General features: G+C 74.4%; 19 protein-coding genes and 1 tRNA gene. 11 read left to right on the forward strand and 9 right to left on the reverse strand.

The window, feature by feature from the left end; genetic code table 11:
• Window positions 1–5 precede the first annotated feature (5 nt).
• The 5 genes from ACGF7U_RS02840 (at window position 6) to ACGF7U_RS02860 (ending at window position 4281) form a co-directional block, all read left to right on the forward strand.
• Window positions 6–968 carry a UTP--glucose-1-phosphate uridylyltransferase gene (locus tag ACGF7U_RS02840; RefSeq protein WP_393102356.1) on the forward strand — a complete coding sequence of 321 codons (963 nt, stop codon included), beginning with the start codon at window positions 6–8 and terminating at the stop codon, window positions 966–968.
• Complete coding sequence (gene glp, locus ACGF7U_RS02845) at window positions 965–2278, forward strand: gephyrin-like molybdotransferase Glp (RefSeq protein ID WP_393102357.1); 1314 nt, start codon at window positions 965–967, stop codon at window positions 2276–2278. The genes ACGF7U_RS02840 and glp overlap by 4 nt, the downstream gene beginning before the upstream one ends.
• Window positions 2279–2410: 132 nt before the next feature.
• A complete protein-coding gene (locus ACGF7U_RS02850) occupies window positions 2411–3019 on the forward strand; it encodes a GNAT family N-acetyltransferase (protein WP_393102915.1) in 609 nt (202 codons plus the stop codon).
• A 178-nt stretch (window positions 3020–3197) separates the two neighbouring features.
• The gene (locus ACGF7U_RS02855; RefSeq protein WP_393102358.1) at window positions 3198–3989 is read left to right on the forward strand and encodes a hypothetical protein; all 792 of its coding nucleotides are present in this window, start codon (window positions 3198–3200) and stop codon (window positions 3987–3989) included.
• A gap of 218 nt (window positions 3990–4207) precedes the next feature.
• Window positions 4208–4281 (forward strand) — tRNA-Ala (locus tag ACGF7U_RS02860).
• Window positions 4282–4473: 192 nt separating this feature from the next.
• On the opposite strand, the gene ACGF7U_RS02865 is transcribed toward ACGF7U_RS02860, so the two are convergent.
• Window positions 4474–4860 (reverse strand): hypothetical protein, encoded by a 387-nt coding sequence (locus tag ACGF7U_RS02865; protein WP_393102359.1) that lies wholly within the window; start codon window positions 4858–4860, stop codon window positions 4474–4476.
• A gap of 374 nt (window positions 4861–5234) precedes the next feature.
• Here ACGF7U_RS02865 and ACGF7U_RS02870 point away from each other — a divergent pair, with 374 nt between their 5' ends.
• Window positions 5235–6266, forward strand: a complete 1032-nt coding sequence (locus tag ACGF7U_RS02870) for an alpha/beta fold hydrolase (protein ID WP_393102360.1) — start codon at window positions 5235–5237, stop codon at window positions 6264–6266.
• A 95-nt stretch (window positions 6267–6361) separates the two neighbouring features.
• On the opposite strand, the gene ACGF7U_RS02875 is transcribed toward ACGF7U_RS02870, so the two are convergent.
• Both ACGF7U_RS02875 and ACGF7U_RS02880 read right to left on the reverse strand, forming a co-directional pair.
• A complete protein-coding gene (locus tag ACGF7U_RS02875; protein WP_393102361.1) occupies window positions 6362–6547 on the reverse strand; it encodes a general stress protein CsbD in 186 nt (61 codons plus the stop codon).
• Window positions 6548–6749: 202 nt separating this feature from the next.
• Window positions 6750–7256 carry a GNAT family N-acetyltransferase gene (locus ACGF7U_RS02880; protein ID WP_393102362.1) on the reverse strand — a complete coding sequence of 169 codons (507 nt, stop codon included), beginning with the start codon at window positions 7254–7256 and terminating at the stop codon, window positions 6750–6752.
• 126 nt (window positions 7257–7382) lie between these two features.
• Here ACGF7U_RS02880 and ACGF7U_RS02885 point away from each other — a divergent pair, with 126 nt between their 5' ends.
• Both ACGF7U_RS02885 and ACGF7U_RS02890 read left to right on the forward strand, forming a co-directional pair.
• Window positions 7383–7853 (forward strand): GNAT family N-acetyltransferase, encoded by a 471-nt coding sequence (locus ACGF7U_RS02885; protein WP_393102363.1) that lies wholly within the window; start codon window positions 7383–7385, stop codon window positions 7851–7853.
• Between the two features lie 45 nt (window positions 7854–7898).
• Entirely contained in the window at window positions 7899–8306 is a 408-nt protein-coding gene (locus ACGF7U_RS02890) for a hypothetical protein (RefSeq protein ID WP_393102364.1), read from the forward strand.
• Between the two features lie 81 nt (window positions 8307–8387).
• Here ACGF7U_RS02890 and ACGF7U_RS02895 read toward each other — a convergent pair whose 3' ends face one another.
• On the reverse strand, window positions 8388–8942 hold the full coding sequence (locus ACGF7U_RS02895) for a M23 family metallopeptidase (RefSeq protein WP_393102365.1): 555 nt from the start codon (window positions 8940–8942) through the stop codon (window positions 8388–8390).
• Between the two features lie 240 nt (window positions 8943–9182).
• Between ACGF7U_RS02895 and ACGF7U_RS02900 the strand changes: the two genes are divergently transcribed.
• Window positions 9183–9872 carry a hypothetical protein gene (locus tag ACGF7U_RS02900; RefSeq protein WP_393102366.1) on the forward strand — a complete coding sequence of 230 codons (690 nt, stop codon included), beginning with the start codon at window positions 9183–9185 and terminating at the stop codon, window positions 9870–9872.
• A gap of 86 nt (window positions 9873–9958) precedes the next feature.
• Here the strand turns inward: ACGF7U_RS02900 and ACGF7U_RS02905 are convergent, their stop codons facing one another.
• The 3 genes from ACGF7U_RS02905 to ACGF7U_RS02915 all read right to left on the reverse strand — a co-directional run bounded on the left by ACGF7U_RS02905 (window position 9959) and on the right by ACGF7U_RS02915 (window position 12878).
• A complete protein-coding gene (locus ACGF7U_RS02905) occupies window positions 9959–10882 on the reverse strand; it encodes a DUF4352 domain-containing protein (protein WP_393102367.1) in 924 nt (307 codons plus the stop codon).
• A 234-nt stretch (window positions 10883–11116) separates the two neighbouring features.
• Window positions 11117–11773: a 4'-phosphopantetheinyl transferase gene (locus tag ACGF7U_RS02910; RefSeq protein ID WP_393102369.1), complete on the reverse strand. Its 657-nt coding sequence runs from the start codon at window positions 11771–11773 to the stop codon at window positions 11117–11119.
• On the reverse strand, window positions 11766–12878 hold the full coding sequence (locus ACGF7U_RS02915; protein ID WP_393102370.1) for a winged helix DNA-binding domain-containing protein: 1113 nt from the start codon (window positions 12876–12878) through the stop codon (window positions 11766–11768). The genes ACGF7U_RS02910 and ACGF7U_RS02915 overlap by 8 nt, the downstream gene beginning before the upstream one ends.
• A gap of 136 nt (window positions 12879–13014) precedes the next feature.
• Here ACGF7U_RS02915 and ACGF7U_RS02920 point away from each other — a divergent pair, with 136 nt between their 5' ends.
• Window positions 13015–13284, forward strand: a complete 270-nt coding sequence (locus tag ACGF7U_RS02920; protein WP_393102371.1) for a hypothetical protein — start codon at window positions 13015–13017, stop codon at window positions 13282–13284.
• A 532-nt stretch (window positions 13285–13816) separates the two neighbouring features.
• Here ACGF7U_RS02920 and ACGF7U_RS02925 read toward each other — a convergent pair.
• Entirely contained in the window at window positions 13817–15502 is a 1686-nt protein-coding gene (locus ACGF7U_RS02925; RefSeq protein ID WP_393102372.1) for a dolichyl-phosphate-mannose--protein mannosyltransferase, read from the reverse strand.
• A gap of 93 nt (window positions 15503–15595) precedes the next feature.
• On the opposite strand from ACGF7U_RS02925, the gene rsmI reads away from it, so the two are divergent.
• The gene (rsmI, locus tag ACGF7U_RS02930; protein WP_393102917.1) at window positions 15596–16435 is read left to right on the forward strand and encodes a 16S rRNA (cytidine(1402)-2'-O)-methyltransferase; all 840 of its coding nucleotides are present in this window, start codon (window positions 15596–15598) and stop codon (window positions 16433–16435) included.
• A gap of 214 nt (window positions 16436–16649) precedes the next feature.
• Here the strand turns inward: rsmI and ACGF7U_RS02935 are convergent, their stop codons facing one another.
• Entirely contained in the window at window positions 16650–16967 is a 318-nt protein-coding gene (locus ACGF7U_RS02935) for a hypothetical protein (RefSeq protein ID WP_393102373.1), read from the reverse strand.
• Window positions 16968–17038: the final 71 nt, after the last annotated feature.

Genomic DNA, 17038 nt, shown 5'->3' on the forward strand with positions numbered 1-17038 from the left:
GCGACATGTCGGAGCACTCAGCGAACCCCTCATCGGCGACCGCCGCAACCGGTCGCCCCCGCGCGGTCAAGGCCGTCATCCCGGCCGCCGGACTGGCCACCCGGTTCCTGCCGGCCACGAAGGCGGTGCCCAAGGAGCTGCTCCCGGTGGTCGACCGGCCGGTGCTGCAGTACATCGTCGAGGAGGCCACCCAGGCCGGCATCGGCGACGTCCTGCTGATCACCGGGCGGGGCAAGACGTCGATGGTGGACCACTTCGACCGCCGCCCCGACCTGGAGGCCCGGCTGGAGGAGAAGGGCGACGCCGAGCGGTTGGCCGCCGTGCGCCGCCCCAGCGAGCTGGCCGAGATCTACACCTGCCGGCAGCCCGAGCAGCTCGGCCTCGGCCACGCCGTCGGGTACGCCGAGTCGCACGTCGGCGACCAGCCCTTCGCGGTGCTGTTGGGCGACGAGTTCGTGAAGCAGTCCGAGCCGCTGCTGCCGGCCATGTTGGAACTCCAGGCGCGCACCGGCGGCGTGGTGCTGGCCTTCTTCGAGGTCGACCCGTCCGAGACCAAGCGCTACGGCATCGCCTCGGTCGAGCCGGCCGAGGCGGCGCTGACCGACATCGGCGAGGTCGTCCGGGTCACCGGCATGGTGGAGAAGCCCAAGCCGGAGGACGCGCCGAGCAACCTCGCGGTGCTGGGTCGCTACGTGCTGCCGCCCAGCATCTTCGACGCCATCCGGCGGACGAAGCCGGGCAGCGGCGGGGAGATCCAGCTGACCGACGCGATGGAACTGCTGCGCAACGAGGGCACGCCGGTGCACGCGATCGTCTACCGGGGCACCCGCTACGACACCGGCATGCCGCTGGGCTACCTCCAGACCGTGGTGCAGATCGCTGCCGAGCGCGACGACCTCGGCGGCGAGTTCCGCAAGTGGCTGGCCGAGTTCGTCAACGCCGACGCGTCGGGCGTGACTGGTACATGACAGCGTCGGCCGACGCCGAGGCGGCCGCGAACGAGTTGACGCCGCTCGCCGACTACCTGGGCAGCGTGCTGCGCAGGTTACGCGCGCTGCCTCCACTCGACCTCGACCTCACCCAGGCGCACGGCAACGTCCTCGCCGAGGACGTCGTCGCGCCGCACTCCTTCCCGGCCTTCGACCAGGCGGCCGTGGACGGGTACGCGGCCCGCTGGGAGGACATCTCCGGCGGCGGTCGGGGCGTGGGCTACGTCCCGACCCAGTCGGGCGGGCCGGGCGGGCGCAACGTGCGGCTCAACGTCGTCGGTGACCTCGGCGCGGCGAGCTGGCGCCCGGTCCGGCTCACCCCCGGCGCGTGCTTCTCCGTCGCCGCCGGGGCGCCGCTGCCGCTCGCCGCGGACGTGGTGGTCCCCGTCGAGTGGACCGACCAGGGCATGGCCGCCGTGGAGATCTTCCGCGTCCCCAAGCGGGGGTACGGGGTGCGCCGGGCCGGCGAGGAGCTGCCCGCCGGCACGCTGCTCGCCCGGGCCGGCACCTACGTCTCCCCGGCGCTGGTCGCGGTGTTCGCCGCCACCGGCATCGGGCACGTGGTGGTCCGGCCCAGCCCCCGGGTGGTCATCGTGGCCACCGGCGACGAGCTGGTCGACGTGGGCCGGGGCAGCCAGCCCGGCCAGACGGTCGACGCCAACTCGCACGCGCTTACCGCGGCGGCGGCCGAGGTGGGCGCGCTGGCGTACCGGGTGGGCATCTGCGACGACGACCCGGAGGGGCTGCGCGGGCTGCTGGAGGACCAGACGCTGCGGGCCGACCTCATCATCACCACCGGGGGCACCGGCACCGGGCCGGGCGACATGGTGCGCCGGATCCTCTCCCGCCGCGAGGGCGGCCGGGCCGGCCCGGTCACGTTCACCGAGGTGGCGCTCTATCCGGGCACGGCGCTCGGCTTCGGCACGGTCGGCGCCGAGGAGGTGCCGGTGGTCTGCCTGCCCGGCGACACGGGCGCGGCCCTGATCGGCTTTGAGGTGCTGGCCCGTCCGGCGATAAACCTGCTGGCCGGGGCGGAGCCGGTGTTCCGGCCCAGCGTCCGCGCGCACCTGCTGGAGACGATCTCGTCTCCGGTGGGGCTGCGCGAGTTCCGCCCCGCCCACGTGGCCGAGCGGCGCGGCGGCGGATACACGGTCCAGCCGCTCAACGGCGGGCCGTACACCCTCTCGGGGTTGGCCGAGGCGAACGGCCTGATGGTGCTCGGTGAGCGGGTGACCACCGCGGCGGCCGGGTCCACCGTGGACGTCCTCCTGCTGGACCGGCGCCGGTGAGCGGGACGTCCCGGTCGCGGGCGGACGGTCGGTCCGGCGCGCGCGGGGGGCGGTCTTGCGAGCGCGCGGTCGCGAGCGGAAGCTGACCCGGTGAATCTGTTCGGGGGTGGGCGGGCGCCGGGCTGGCCGGCGGTGCTGGCCGACGGTCCGGTCGTGCTGCGGCCCTACCGGCGCTCGGACGCCGCCGCCTGGTCGGAGGTGCGCCGCGCCAACCGGGAGTGGCTCGCGCCGTGGGAGTCGTCCCTGCCGGGAAGCTGGCACGAGTCGAACTCGCCGGCCTCGTTCCGCTGGGTGCACCGCGACCAGCGCCGCTCGGCGCGCACCGGCGAGGGGATGCCGTTCGCGGTCTGCCTGCGCGAGGACGGGCGCGAGCGGCTCGTCGGGCACCTCAACGTCGGCAGCATCGTGCGGCGGGCGTTCTGCTCCGGGTACGTCGGCTACTGGGTGGACTCCCGGGTCGCCGGCCGCGGCATCATCCCGACCGCGATGGCGCTCGCCGTCGACCACGCCTTCGGCCCGGGCGGACTGCACCGGGTCGAGGTGAACATCCGCCCGGAGAACCGGCCGTCCCGGCGGGTGGTGGAGAAGCTGGGTTTCCGCGAGGAGTCGTACCACGTGCGGTACATGCACATCGACGGTGCGTGGCGGGACCACATCGGATACGCGATGACCAGCGAGGAGGTCGCGGCCGAGGGCGGGCTGCTGGCCCGCTGGCACCGCATCCGCGCCACCACGGGGTGAGCCGTCCCACGGGCGGGATCGGCGCGGCGCGTCACCATCCGCGTCGGCGGCCCGTAACCTCAAGTGACTGCAAGCTGTGGCAAGCGCTGCTCCGCCCGTACGATCCACGCACCCGACCACGATCGGTGGAAGATCCTGCGGTCGGGCGGCGGTTGCTCCGAATTCGGTGACGGGAGGGGTGAGGGTGCCGACCTCGGTGCTCCTCGCCGTCCTCGCCGCCGCCGGCCTGCTCGCCCTCGCGCCGGCACTGGTCCGCCGGTACGACGCCACCGAGCGGCTGGTGGCGGAGCGGGCGCAGTCGACGGCGCGGGTGCTCCAGCGCCGCCGGCGGCGTCGTACTGTCCCGGGGCGGCGTCCGGTCCACCCGCCCCGCTCGCTCATCGTCACACTCAGTGAAGACAAGAGCACGGGCGGTCTCGCCGCCCCGGTCTCGGCGCCGCCCGCCGCCCGTCGGTCGAGCCGGCTGCGCGCCGTGCCGCCCGCCGCGAAGAAGACCCGCCGCCGGCCCCCGCCCCGCCGGCAGCACACCCCCGCCGTCTACCGCCGGCGTCGGGTGCTCGCCGCACTGCTGCTGCTCAACTTCGTCGAGCTGATCGGCGTGATCGTGGTCAGCCCCGGCTTCTGGATCAGCTTCGGCGTCACCGCCGCCCTGCTGGTCGCGTACGTCGTACACCTGCGGGCGCGGGCCGTGGCGGAGCGCCGGCGGCGGCGGGCGCACGCCCGGGAGGCGGCGTGGCTGGCCGCCCGGCAGGCCGAGGTGCGGCGGGAGCAGGCCCGCCGGGCGGCGGCCCGCCGGGAGGCGCAGCGCCGCCTGGCGGCCCAGCGCGAGGCGGTACGGCGCGCCGCGATGGGCCTGGACCGGCCGACCGACCTGCCCGCGGCGGCCAACGGCGGCTCCGTCTCCTACCGGCGCACGGGTGGCCTGCGGGGCCGCCCGTACCAGTCCGGCCGCGGCACCCACTCCGCCTGACCGGCCCTTTTCGCGCCTCAACTGTCCGGCGTCGGTGATCTTGCCGCCCGGCTGCCGCGCTGGCGATCTTGGTGGGCATCGGCCCCTCTGGGGGCCTGTTCCTGCCAAGATCTCGCCGTGCCGGGGGTGGATTCGCGGCGGAGGCGGTGGACCTGTTAGCCTTGTCGCCGGCCCGCCCGGTGACAGCCGGGTGGGACCGAAGCCGGTTCGCCGGCGGAGGGGCTGTGGCGCAGACCGGTAGCGCACCTCGTTCGCATCGAGGGGGTCAGGGGTTCAAATCCCCTCAGCTCCACCCAGTTCAAAGGCCGTTTCCGCTCGTCGGAGGCGGCCTTTGTCGATCTCGTGCAGCAGCCGGGTCGGCGGACCCGATCCGCGGCGGCGTCTCACCCGCACAGGCGACGCGACAGCGTGAGCGGCGTACGGGTCCGCCTGTCCCGTTCATCAACGCACCGCTGGCCGCCGCCCAGGGGCGGCGGCGGAGGTGCTACTCGTTGAACTCCTCGCTCCACTGGCACGACACGATGGGGTCCCAGCCGTCCCAGCACACCCGCATCTGGTAGTAGCCGTCGTTTCCGACGTTGTACCCGGCCTTGTCGCAGCCCGAGTCACCGCCGTCGTCGACGGTGAGCACGAGCCTGTTCGTGGTTTCGAGCCACGACCGGTAGAACAACTCGCCCGTGACGCCATGACCGTCCGCTCGGGTGTCGCAGACCTTGAAGACGTCACCGTCATCGATGAAAGTCATCGAACCGCGGCCTCCCGAAAGGGTCAGCGTCTTGTCGGAGGCTATTGCGGCGCCGCTGGAGCCGACGATCGTCGCGACGGCGACGCTGCCGACCACCACGGTACGGGTGAACCAGGATTTCGACATGTGAGTCACTTCCACCTCGATCGGGGTGCGGGTGTTGCAGGGAAGTTAATCGACGCGTGCGGGGCCGACGAGCAACCTCGTCGATCTTTGAGTAAATCTTGAGCACGGATTTGGCGGGGTGCTGCATGACCTGCGGGTCCCCGTGAGACGGCCACCCAGCCGATCGGGCTGGCAGCGCCGGAGGCAGCCACGAGGCGGCACGCCGCTCGATTAGGCAGGTCGGATCGTGCGCCGTAGGGGAGTTCCCCATCCGTGGCAGCCGCCCTCTCGGCCGCAAGGCGGAGGGCGGCGGGGGTCGGCCGCGACGCACGTAGCACGACGGGCGCGACGCGAGGACGATCCCGGAGTCGGCGCGGCTCCCTAGCGTCGATGGCGTGCGGAAGAGTGTCGAGGAAACGGACGTGGCGGAGCTCCGGCGTCCCGCCCGATCGCGTCGCCGGCGGATACTGCTGCTGCGGATTGTCGCTGCGTCGGTGGCGGTGTCCGTGGCGTTGACCGGTGCCGGGTGGACCTACGAGACACTGTCGCGGCGCGGTGACGGTCAGCGGCATCCGGCGCCGGGCCGGTTGATCGACGTCGGGGGGCACCGGCTGCACCTGAACTGCACCGGAGCGGCCAGCGGTGGGCCGACCGTGGTCTTCGAAGCGGGGCTCGGCGAGTCGTCCACGACCTGGGCCACGGTTCAACAGGGCCTGACCGACACGTCGGGAACCGCCCGGGTGCGGGCGTGCGGCTACGACCGGGCCGGTTACGCGTGGAGCGAACCCGGGCCCGGCCGGCGAGACGCCGGGCGACTGGCCGAGGAACTGCACACGCTCTTGGACGCCGCTGGCGAACGCGGGCCGTTCGTCCTGGTCGGTCACTCCTTCGGTGGGCAGGTGGTGCGCCTGTTCGCCGATCGATGGCCAACCGAAACCGCCGGGTTGGTGTTGGTGGATGTCACCGACGAGCGGGCGACCGGCGCCCTGCAGGCGAGCGTACCGATCATCCGCGTGCAGATGGCCGGCTTCCGGTTCGCCGCCCGGACCGGCGTGGTGCGCCTGTTCCCGGGCAGCGCCGCCAGCGCCGACGCACCCTCGCCAGTGCGTGAGCACGCCGCGGTCGTCTATCGAAGCACCAGCATGGCGACCTCCGCCGCGGAGGCCGCGGCGTCCGTGCACAGCGCCCGTCTGGTGCGGTCGACGGTACGTCCGGAGGCATGGGGAACCTGGCCCGTGGTCGTGATCTCCGCGGCCGGGCAACCACGCGAAGTGCTCGAGCACCACGCCGGGCTGGCCGCGCTGTCCAGCCGAGGAGCACACCTGACCGCCGAGACGACCAATCACTACGTGCACTACGGCCAGCCACAACTCGTCCTGGACTCGGTCCGCAAGGTGCTCGACGCGGGTTCCCGACGACGCGGGTAGCCGGTGAGGGCCGGGGCGCCAGAGGATCCCCTCGGCCGCACCACCGAGCACCGCGCCGCCCCCATCCGCGGGCCGGGGGCGGCACCGCGCCCGAATCAGGTCGTGAAGTCGTCCCTCGCGTCCCGGGCGTCCTCCTGGACGTGCTCGCCGGGCTGCTTGCCGCGTATCTCGTCGCGGTGCATCACCCGTTCCGTCTGCGCCCGCTCGTCCCGGTTCATGTCGCCCAGCCGCGCCCGGGCGGGGCCGGCCACCTGCTCGGCCTTGTCGTTTGCCCTCTCCAAGCTCGTGTCGCCTCCCAATGGTTGTGGCGGACCGGGCGCCGTGCGCCCCTCCCGAGCCGCGTCCCCGCGCCCGGCGGGCGAAAACCTGGTCGGCTGACCGGGCGGCCGCCGGGATGGCCACGATGAGCGCCCGCACCCGGAGGTGCGTGAGCGGCAGTCGCGCCGCCTTGGGGATTCGTGACCGATCGGGCGTCCGGATCGATCACAGGTCGCGCCGCATGCAGACGCGGGGCCAGCGGTCCAGCCCGTGCGCGGCCTCACGTTCGCGGACGGCCCGCAGACCGGGCGTGAGGTCGCTGTCGTCGAGAGTCAGGAAACCGCAGCGCGCGTAGTAGGGGGCGTTCCACGGCACGTCAGCGAACGTCGTGAGGGTCAGTGCCGGTACGCCGGTGGCCGTCGCCCGGTCGGCGAGGTGGTCGAGCAGTCGGCGTCCCACCCCGCGGCGTGCGCTGTGCGGGTGTACCGACACCTGCTCGACGTGGAGGTTGCCGTCGACGACGTCGGCGATGAGGTAGCCGACCGGCACGTCGGTGGCGTCGGCGGCGACCCAGGCCCGGCCCGCCTGCTGGTAGCGGGCGAGGACGTCGGGCGGCAGGGGTTCGTCGTCGGCTATCTCCGGCATGCCGACGTCGCGGAAGCACTCCCCGGCCGCGCGTTCGATGTCCCGCAGGACGGACAGCTCAGTCTGACGGACCGCTCGGATGCGCACCGGGTCAGTGTGCCGCCGCAGCGGGTCGGTGTCGCCGGCATTTGTCCGCGCGTACTCACCCCGGCCGGGTCTCACGCGGCCGGGTACGCCAAGCCCGCTGTCGACGGGCCGTGCTTCACTCATCCGGTGGAGATCGCGGAGATCGAACCCGGCGGCGACGAGCTGCTGGCGCGGACGCTGTTGTCGTTGCAGCGGGCCGCGTACGCGGTGGAGGCGTCGATCATCGGTGACGACCGCATCCCGCCCCTGCACGAGACGCTCGACGGGCTGCGCGCAACGCCGCTGCGATGGCTCGGCGCCTTCGACGACGGCCGACGACTGGTCGGCGCGATCGCGTGGAGCGAGGACCACGCGGAGGTGGACATCGACCGGCTCGTAGTCGATCCCGCGTCGCACCGGCAGGGGGTGGGCAGGGCGTTGGTGCGGGAGGTGCTCGCCCTGGCGGGTCACCGGCGGACGATCGTGGCCACCGGCAGGGCGAACCTGCCGGCGAGAGCCCTGTACGAGTCCTTCGGCTTCGTGCCGGCCGGTGAGAGCGAGGTCATCCCTCGCCTGTGGATCGCGCGGTACGTCCGTCACCCGTCTCCCATCGAGTGAGATTTGCCGACGGGCCGGCCCGCCCGGGGAACGTACGCTGCCCGGGTGGGACGTCGCAAGGGCGCACGGGCGCTGGTCGTCGGCGAGGCGACGTACCGCTGGACGGTCTGCCACCGCCACCACGTCGCTCGCGCCGACGGCGGTACGCCGCGCTGCGGCGAGCGCCTCGTGGTGCGCCGCGACGCCGCGCCGGGCCGGCTGGAGATCGTCTTCATGGGGGGCCCGGGGCGCGTGGTGCCCGACGGTCTCCTGCACTCCGGCGGGGTGGCGACCGGTGACGGCTACCTGAACCTGCACCGGCCGGGCGCGGTGCGGGCGCTGCTCGACGAGGCGCTCGCCCGGGGCTGGCGACCCACCGACCCCAGGCACGTCGAGTGCGACGGGTGGAACCTGTTCGACGGTGCCGTGGCCCGCCTGCGTGCCGCGGAGTCGGTCGCGACCACCCCACCCTGACCGGAGGGCCGGAGCGGGTCGCCGGACCCGCCCGCCCCGCCCGCCGTCAGCACGGCGAGCGGGGACCCTCGGTGGACCAGATCAGGCGTAGTAGTTGACGCTGACCGGCCAGGTGCCGGTGTACGGGGTCCAGCCCTGGAGCGTGGCGGGGATGCCCACGCGGGTGCTGCAGTTGATGACCTGGAAGTGCAGGTGCGGCCCGGAGGACGCGCCGGTGCTGCCCGACCAGCCGATGACCCGGCCCTGCGGGACCCAGGTGCCCGCGTTGTAGATCGCCCGGTTCAGGTGGGCGTAGTGGGTGCACTGGCCGTTCGAGTGCCGGATGATCACCTCGATGCCGTTCTGCCAGTACGGCGACCAGTTCGACATGATGATGGTGCCCGCCTGGGAGGCGGAGACCTCGTAGTTCGCCGGCAGGCCGAAGTCCCAGGCGTACTCGTTGTACGGGCCGACGTGCGAGTACGTGCCCTCCGGTCCCTGCGTGACCCGGTAGGCCTCGCCGGCCGGGTACGGCAGCTCGTAGTAGTAGTTCGCGGCGGAGGCCGGCGTGGCCCCGACGACAGCGGCACCGGCGACCAAAAGCAGCGCGCTCACGGTCGCGCCGACCCGACGCAGGACCGTCCTCGTTCTGTTCACTGTGGATCTCCCCTACGGCTCAGCAGAGATTCAGCCTCGTCGTCGTCGACGGTGCCGGTGGGAACTGAACAACACGCCCGATGGCGGATCAACGAACCTTGTGGACGTCTGGGGTGCGATCAGTGGTCGGCAGGGGTCGTCCGCGACGGCGGGTGACGAAGGGACGGCGTGGCGTCGGCGGAACCCGTAGCGCTTCCCGAGACCCCGGCGGGCGTGCGGGCGGTCACTACGCTGCCGCCCGTGGACCGTGTGATGACCGTGCTCGCGATGGGCGGCTGCGGGGCGCTCGCCGCCCTCCTCGTGGTGGGGCTCGTCGCGCTGGTCGTGACGGCCCACCGGCGGGAGCGGGAGCGGCGGGAGCGGTGGCGGCACTGGGCGGCCCACCACGGCTGGGCGTACGTCGAGCGTCCCCAGGTCGCCTGGACCGACCGGGTGCCGGGCCGCAGCCGCCGGGGCGTGCGGTTCGCGTTGACCGGGACGCTGCACGGCCGCCCGGTCGGGGTGGCCGAGTACGCGTACACCGAGACGCACACCTCGACCGGCGCGGACGGCAACCAGACCACCAGCTCGCAGACCCACACGTACGTCGTCTGTTCGGTCTGGTTGCGGCGGCAGTTCCCGCCGCTCGCGGTCGCGCCGCGCCACCTGTTCTCGAAGCTGGGGCGCGCCCTGTTCGGCAGCGACACGTACGCCACCGGGTACGAGGAGTTCGACCGGCAGTGGCGGGTGGGCGCGGCGGCCCCGGGCCAGCAGGCCCTGGTCGGGCCGACCCTGATCGGCGCGCACCTGGCGGGGGCGGTGCCGGCCTGGAGCGTGCGCGGCGCCGAGCTCATCACCTACCGCCGCGGCCGGCTGGAGGACCCCGCCCTGGTGCCGTCCCTGGCGGCCCCGCTGATCACGGTCGCCGACCTGCTGGAGCAGGGCCGGTGACCAGACGCCGGCCCGGGGAGGGGACGGGCCGGCGACAGCACGGGAGGCCGGCCCCGAGGGACCGGCCTCCCGTCACCAGGCGCGGACTACGGCTTCCAGGAGCCGGCGCTCTCGAACTTGTGCTTGTACTCCAGCGCGCCGTTCTTGTCGCGGACGTCGAACACCACGGTGCCCGCCCGCTTGCTGCCCTCGCGCAGGTTGTTGCCGGAGCTCAGGGTGTCGCCGCAGCCGGAGAGCGCGCTCGCCAGGCCGTTGGTCGTGGTGCCGTCGTCGGCCACCCACTCGAAGTAGAACGGGTTGATCGAACCCTTGCCCTTGGTCACCGTGGCGGTGACGTGGGCGATCAGGTACATGCCCTTGTCGGGATCCGGAGCGTACTCCCGGCAGCCCTTGGTGGCGGTGGTGAAGCGGGTGACGGTGACCTCGACTGTGCCCTCGTCGTCGCTGAGCACCAGCGTGTCGCCCGGTTTCATGTTGTAGGTCTCGTCGTCCTTGCCCGGGGCGGAGCTGGTGGCGGGCGCGCCGCCCGGCGCCGCGTTGGTGGTCGCCGGGGTGGGCAGGGCCTTCTCGATGTCGTCCTTCGCCTTGTCGGCGCCGGCGATGACCGCGGCGATGCCGCCGACGCAGCAGAGCAGGGTCAGCACGACCGCCACGATCGCGATGATCAGGACGGTCTTCTTCGTGTTGTTCGGCGGCGCGACCGGCTGCGGCGCGCCGAGCGGGTAGCCGGGCGCCCCGGACGTCATCTGCGGGTACGGTGTGCCCGAGACCGGCGGCTGCGGCATCCCGGAGGTGGGCTGGTGCGGCGCGGCCCACGGCTCGCCGGGCGCGCCCGACACGGGGGGCTGCGGGGCGCCCGAGACGGGCGGCTGCGGCGCGGCCCACGGGTCGTTGGTCGGCTGCTGCGGCACGGGCGGCAGCGGGGCCCACGGGTCGCCCGCGGGCTGCGGGCCGCCGGAGACCGGCGGCTGGGGCGGGTAGCCGCCCTGGTCGGCGGGGAACTGCGGCATCGGTGCCGTCGGGTATGGCTGCGGCTGCTGCTCCGGGCTCGGTTGGTTGGGATCCTGCGGCCCGTATGGGGGCTGGGGGTGACTCACCGTACTCCTAGGCACCTGACGACGACGGCAAACGCGGCTGACGCTACCGTGCGCGGACAACGGAACATCTTCGCGTGTTCGGCGGCGTGACGCTGTCCCCTGAACGGATTCTGTGCCGGGTCGAAGGGGCGAGGGGCCGGCGGCGGGTCAGTCCGGCAGCAGCACGGCGGCGGTGCGCACCAGGGCGTCGTCCACGCTGAACCGGCCGGTGACCAGGGCCGGCGGGCGGGCCGTCGGGGCGGCGTCGATCCGGGCCGGGGTGATGCGGGCGGTGAACATGCCGGCGTCGGGGTCGAGTTCCACCAGCGCGTCGTGGAAGTCCAGCCAGGTGCCGACGACCGGGTGCCACACCTTGTAGACCGTCTCCTTCGCGCTGAACAGCACCGCCGGCCAGGAGGTCCCCGCCGGCAGGCGGGCGCAGCGGTCCTCCTCCTCGGGCAGGCAGACCAGCCGGCGTACGCCCGCGTTGAGCTCCTTGTGCCGCTCGGCGTCGATGCCGACCGACCGGATCTCGGCGCTGCTCGCGGCGGCGGCCGCGCAGTAGTCGCGGGTGTGGGTGATGGCGCCGACCACACCCGCCGGCCAGACCGGCGACCGGTCGGCGGCCGACGGAACCGCGACCGGCGGCACGCCGAGCGCCGCCATGGCCCGCCGGGCGCACACCCGCCCCGCGGTGAAGTCGCGGCGGCGGCTCTGGACCGCCCGGTCGCTCAGGCACGCCCGCTCGGCCGGCAGCAGCTCGCCCGTCCAGTCCGCCGGCCCGGCCACCGCCACCGCCACCGCCGGCGGCAGCAGGTCACGCATCGCCGCCCCCCGAGAGGTACGACCGCACGCGCGCCCGCTCGGCGTCGAGCGCGTCGGCCGGCACCGGCGGCGACTCCGGCCACAGGTCCACCGCCGGCTCGCCGTCGCGGGCCTCCCAGGTGCCCACGACCCGCCCCCGGTGCACCACGACCGGCGAGATCCACCCGGCGGCCCGACTGACCGCGGCGCGCCGGTCCGCGGGGACGATCGTGGTGTCCTTCGTGCCGGGCCCGAGCACCCACTGGTCGAAGGCGGGGAGCAGGCGTACGGCGTCGTCGGGGCGGGCGGCGGCGATCTCGTCCACGTCGGCGGCCCGGGCGTACGCGGGCCGGTCGTCGACGGTCACCGGCACCAGCTCGCCCGCGTCGACGAGCCGGGCGAACCAGGCGCGCAGCGCCGCCCGCTTCGAGCCGCCGCGGCTCAGCCACTGGTCGAAGGTCTCCGCGTCCGCCGGCCCGTACGCGCCCAGCCACGCCGGCACCACCCGGGACGCGGCCTCCTCCGGCGCGGGCAGCCCGGGCCAGTCGGGCAGCAGCGTCTCCGGCCGGGTGAAGGTGACGCGGTTGCCCTCGGCGGGCCCCTGCACCAGCAGGCCCTGCCAGGCCAGCGGCTTGAGCACGGCCCCCCAGCCCGAGCCGAGGTGCCCGGCGACCGTCGGGTCGCCGGTGCGCTCCACGATCTCGGCGGTGAGCTGTTCCCGGGTCAGCGTCCGGCCGTCGAGCGCGGCGGCGGCCGCGTCGGCGATCGCCGCGAGCCGGTCCACGGTCACGAAGGTGCGCTGCCACGAGCCCTTCTCCCAGAACCGGCCGGCGGCCAGCAGGGACAGGCAGGCCGGGGCGTCCTCGGCGCGCAGCACGTGCAGGGTGCCGCGCATCGCCCAGGTGCGCAGCAGCCGCCGCTCCGCCAGCGCGGACGCGACGGCCCCGGGCCGGGGATCGGGCCGTCGGGCGGCGACGGCCTGCTCGGCGGCGGAGGGGACCTGCGCCTGCACGCCGACCAGCCGGCCGACCACGTCGACGGGGTCCACTCCCGCCGGCCGGTGCAGCAGGTGCCGGCCGGAGCGCCAGGCCAGCACCTGGTCTACGGTGAGGGTCGCGACAGCCATGGTTGGTGAACGTACCGCAGCGGCGTAACACCGCAGCGTTCCGTGGCGCTGATGGGGCGTCGCCGGGGGCGGACCGGGCATCCATTGTCGACACGGCCCGGGCCGGGCCGCCACGTGGAACCGGAGAGGGAGTGCGATGACCGGTGCTGCGGAAGACCCGGCGTCCCCCGTGGACGGACACGTGCCGTTGACGCCGACGTGGGCCTGCGGCACCTGCGGCGCCGACTGGCCGTGCGCCGCCAAGCGGGCCCGGTTGCTGACCGAGTTCGAGGTCGACCCCGCGATGCTCAGCGTCTACCTGGCTTCCTGCCTCGCGGCCGCCGCCCGGGACCTGCCGTCCGTCGCCGGGGTCTCCCTCCAGGACCGGTTCATCGGCTGGCTGCCCCGGCAGCCCAGACATCCCTGACGCCCGGTCACGGCCCGGTACGGGCTCCCCGGCGTGGGAATTTCCAGCATGTGAACAACCGGAAGTTCCCTCCTGACAGCTGACGTGGGCGACGAAGCGCCCGGCCGGGCCGGAACTTCGTGAGCCGCTCGGATCCCGGCAGCGGGACTGCCCGGGGCCGACGATCGGCGCGTCGGAAGCGCCGCCCGGGAGCCGCCGGGGCGCCCTCGTTCCGGCTCGCGGAGAGCTACCTGGAGGGCTTTCGCCGTTTCGTACCGTTCGCGCGGGATGACGGAGTGTCAACGACCGGGTGTGACCCCGGTGTACGGCGACCCATCGGTCGGAAATCTGACCGAAGTCGCCCCGTTGTGCCGGTGGTACGGGGTGGTTAAGCTTCCTGTGCGCGCCCCAATCGCCCGCTTCCCCCGTGGCAGGCGATCGGGGCGCGCTTCTCTGTTGACGGGCTTGTACGCCACGCGTGCGGGCCCGTCTCCGCACTGCCCGCCGCCGCCGGGCGGCCCTGGGAGGCGGCCGGCGGATCGCGCGCGGCCGGTCAGATCCAGCGGCCGTCCAGCCACATCCGCGCCGACCACTCGGCGTACGGGAGCAGCTTGCCGACGAAGATCGGATAGAAGTACGCGAAGCAGAGCGCGACCAGCAGGACGTAGGCCCCGGCGACCACCCCGCCCACGAGCCGCCGGTCCTGGCCGGCGTCGACCGGCGCGAGGTTGCCGTCCCCGGTCGGTCCCGCCGGCGTGACGATCGCGCCGAGCACGTAGACCACCGCCAGCACCAGGAACGGCAGCGCCGGCGCGGTGTAGAAGGAGAACATCGTGCGGCCGTCGAGCGCGAACCAGAACCACGGCAGCAGACCGGCCGCCACGACGAGCAGGATCGTGCCGGCCCGCCAGTCCCGCCGGGCCACGCCTAGCCAGGCCAGCGCCGCCAGGGCGGGCAGGAACGACCACCAGAGCAGGGGAGTGCCGAGCAGCAGGACCTCCGAGGCGCAGCTCGGCGCCCCGCACGCCCCTTCACCGGACCAGTAGAAGGCGACCGGCCGGCCCAGCAGCAGCCACTGCCACGGCCACGACTGGTACTTGTGCGGGTCGTCCAGGCCGGTGTGGAAGCCGTACGCCGCCCTGTGGTACTCGATGAGGTTGTTCAGTGCCCCGAGGACGGGGGTGTCGCTGAGCGGGGCGTTCGGGTACCGCTCCGCGAGGCGGTAGTAGCCGTCGTCGCCGAGCAGCCAGCCGGACCAGGTGGCGACGTAGGTGAGCACCATCAGCACCCCGGCCAGCACCAGCCAGGGCAGCTCGTCGAGGGCCGTGTCCCGCCACGGGCGGCGGGCGCCCGCGCCACGGCGGACCCCGACCTCCCAGAAGATCACCAGCAGCGCGAAGACGGGCAGGAAGTAGAGCGCGCTCCACTTCACCGCGCAGGCGCAGCCGAACAGCACCCCGGCGGCCAGCCGCCACCACGGCCAGTCCCGCCAGCCGCCCGCCGGCCGCCCGGCCCGCCCCGGCCGGCCCGGGTCGAGGCCCGCCTCCAGCGCCCGGGCCCACCGGCGCCGCCGGGCGTCCCGGTCGAGCACCAGGGCGCCGAACGTGGCCAGCACGAAGAACAGCAGGAAGATGTCGAGCAGCGCCGTGCGGGACAGCACCAGGTGGAAGCCGTCCAGCGCGAGCAGCAGGCCGGCGGCGCAGCCGAGCACCGTCGAGCGGAACATCCGCCGGCCGATGCGGACCAGCAGCAGCACCGACAGGGTGCCGACGACCGCCGCCGAGAACCGCCAGCCGAACTCCGGCGCGGTGGTCATCAGGTGCCCCGGCACGGAGATGCCGTGCTCGGTGTCGGAGTAGCCGAAGGCCCACTCGCCGAGCCCGATCAGCCACTTGCCCAGCGGCGGGTGGACAACGTACGAGGGGCCGTTGTCCTTGTAGTTCCACTCGACGCCCTTGTCGACCAGGGCCCAGCCCTCGCGGGCGTAGTAGATCTCGTCGAAGATCTTTCCCGGCGGGTGGCTCAGGCCGATGAACCGCAGGATCGCCGCGATCGCGACGATGACGCCGGTGGCCAGCCAGGAGCGCCCGTCCAGCCGGGCCTCCACGGTCGCCAGCCGGCGCCGGACGATGCCGGGAACGCCGCCGCCGGCAGCCGGGGACGGCCCCTGCGGTGGGCCCCCCGCCGTGGCGTCCGGTTCCGCCTGTTCCGCGCTCTGTGCTGTCGACGCGCTCGTCACCCGGCGATCGTAGGCTGCGGAGGTGCCCGGTGGCGCCCGTCGTCTCCGATACCGGGCACCTGGGTCTATGAAGGAGCTGCTCTCGTGGGTGAAATGTCCGACACCGGGCGCCTGATCCTCCTCGGCGCGCCGCTCGGCAACCCGGCGGACGCCTCGGCCCGCTTCCGCGAGGTGCTCGCCGCCGCGGACGTGGTGGCCGCCGAGGACACCCGCCGGCTCACCCGCCTGGCCCGCGACCTGGACGTCACCGTCGGCGGCCGCATCGTCTCCTACTTCGAGGGCAACGAGGAGCGGCGCACCCCCGAGCTGGCCGACGTGCTGACCGCCGGCTACGTGGTCGCCCTGGTCACCGACGGCGGCATGCCCAGCGTCTCCGACCCGGGCTACCGGCTGGTCCGGGCCGCCCTGGACGCCGGCGTGCCGGTCACCGCCGCGCCCGGCCCGAGCGCGGTCACCACCGCCCTGGCGCTGTCCGGGCTGCCCTGCGACCGGTTCTGCTTCGAGGGATTCCTGCCGCGCACCCCCGGTGCCCGCCGGTCCCGGCTGCGGGCCCTCGCGGCCGAGGAACGGACGCTGGTCTTCTTCGAGGCGCCGCACCGCATCGGCGGGGCGCTCGCCGACCTGGCCGCCGCGTTCGGCGCCGACCGGCCCGCGGCGCTGTGCCGCGAGCTGACCAAGACGTACGAGGAGATCGTCCGCCGCCCGCTCGGCGAGCTGGCCGACTGGGCCGCCGAGCGGGAGCCGCGCGGCGAGATCACGCTGGTGGTGGCGGGCGCGCCCGAGTCGGCACCGGAACGGCCCGACGACGACACGCTGCGGGCCGCCGTCGCCGCCCGCGAGGCCGCCGGCCTGTCCCGGCGGGACGCCATCACCGAGGTCGCCACGGAGTACGGCCTGCGTCGCCGCGAGGTCTACGGCGTCGTGCACGCCTAGCGGGACGTCGAGCCGCGGGGGGCCCGGGGGGGGGCCCGGGGCCCCCCCCCGCCCCCCCCGCCCCCCCGCGGCGGGGGGCCCCCCAACCCCGGCGGCCCCCTGTCCCGGCGCGGGGCCCCGCGGCGGGCCCGGGGGGGGGGCCCCCGCCGGGGGGCCCGCCCCGGGGGGGGGCCGGGGGGGGCCCCCGGGCCCCCCGCGGCGGCACGCGGCTCCGTCAGTCGGCCAGGTTGACCCACACGTCGGTGACCCACAGCGGGTGGTTGCAGTTGGCCTGCGACCAGGTCGGGCCCGGCTGCAGCCACGGCCCCGTGCGGTAGGTGCCGTCGTTGCACCGCACCAGCACCTGGAACGCGGGCATGCCGTAGTTGCACCGGGCGATGCCGTAGTACCAGCCCATCTCGGCGAAGCAGCCGGCCGGCGGTTGGTGGACCCCGGCGGAGGCGGGGCTGGCGGTGCCGACGAGGCCGCCGACGGCCATCGACGTGGTGGCCGCGCCGAGGGCGAGGCGACGGATGGTCTTGGAGATGCTCATGTCGACGACCGTATTGACCGGCCCTGTCGTCCCGCTGTCGTCCCGCTGTCGCGTCCGGCCGGGCGCCGCGC

The sequence above is a fragment of the Micromonospora sp. NPDC047670 genome (assembly GCF_043204915.1).
GTDB lineage: Bacteria > Actinomycetota > Actinomycetes > Mycobacteriales > Micromonosporaceae > Micromonospora.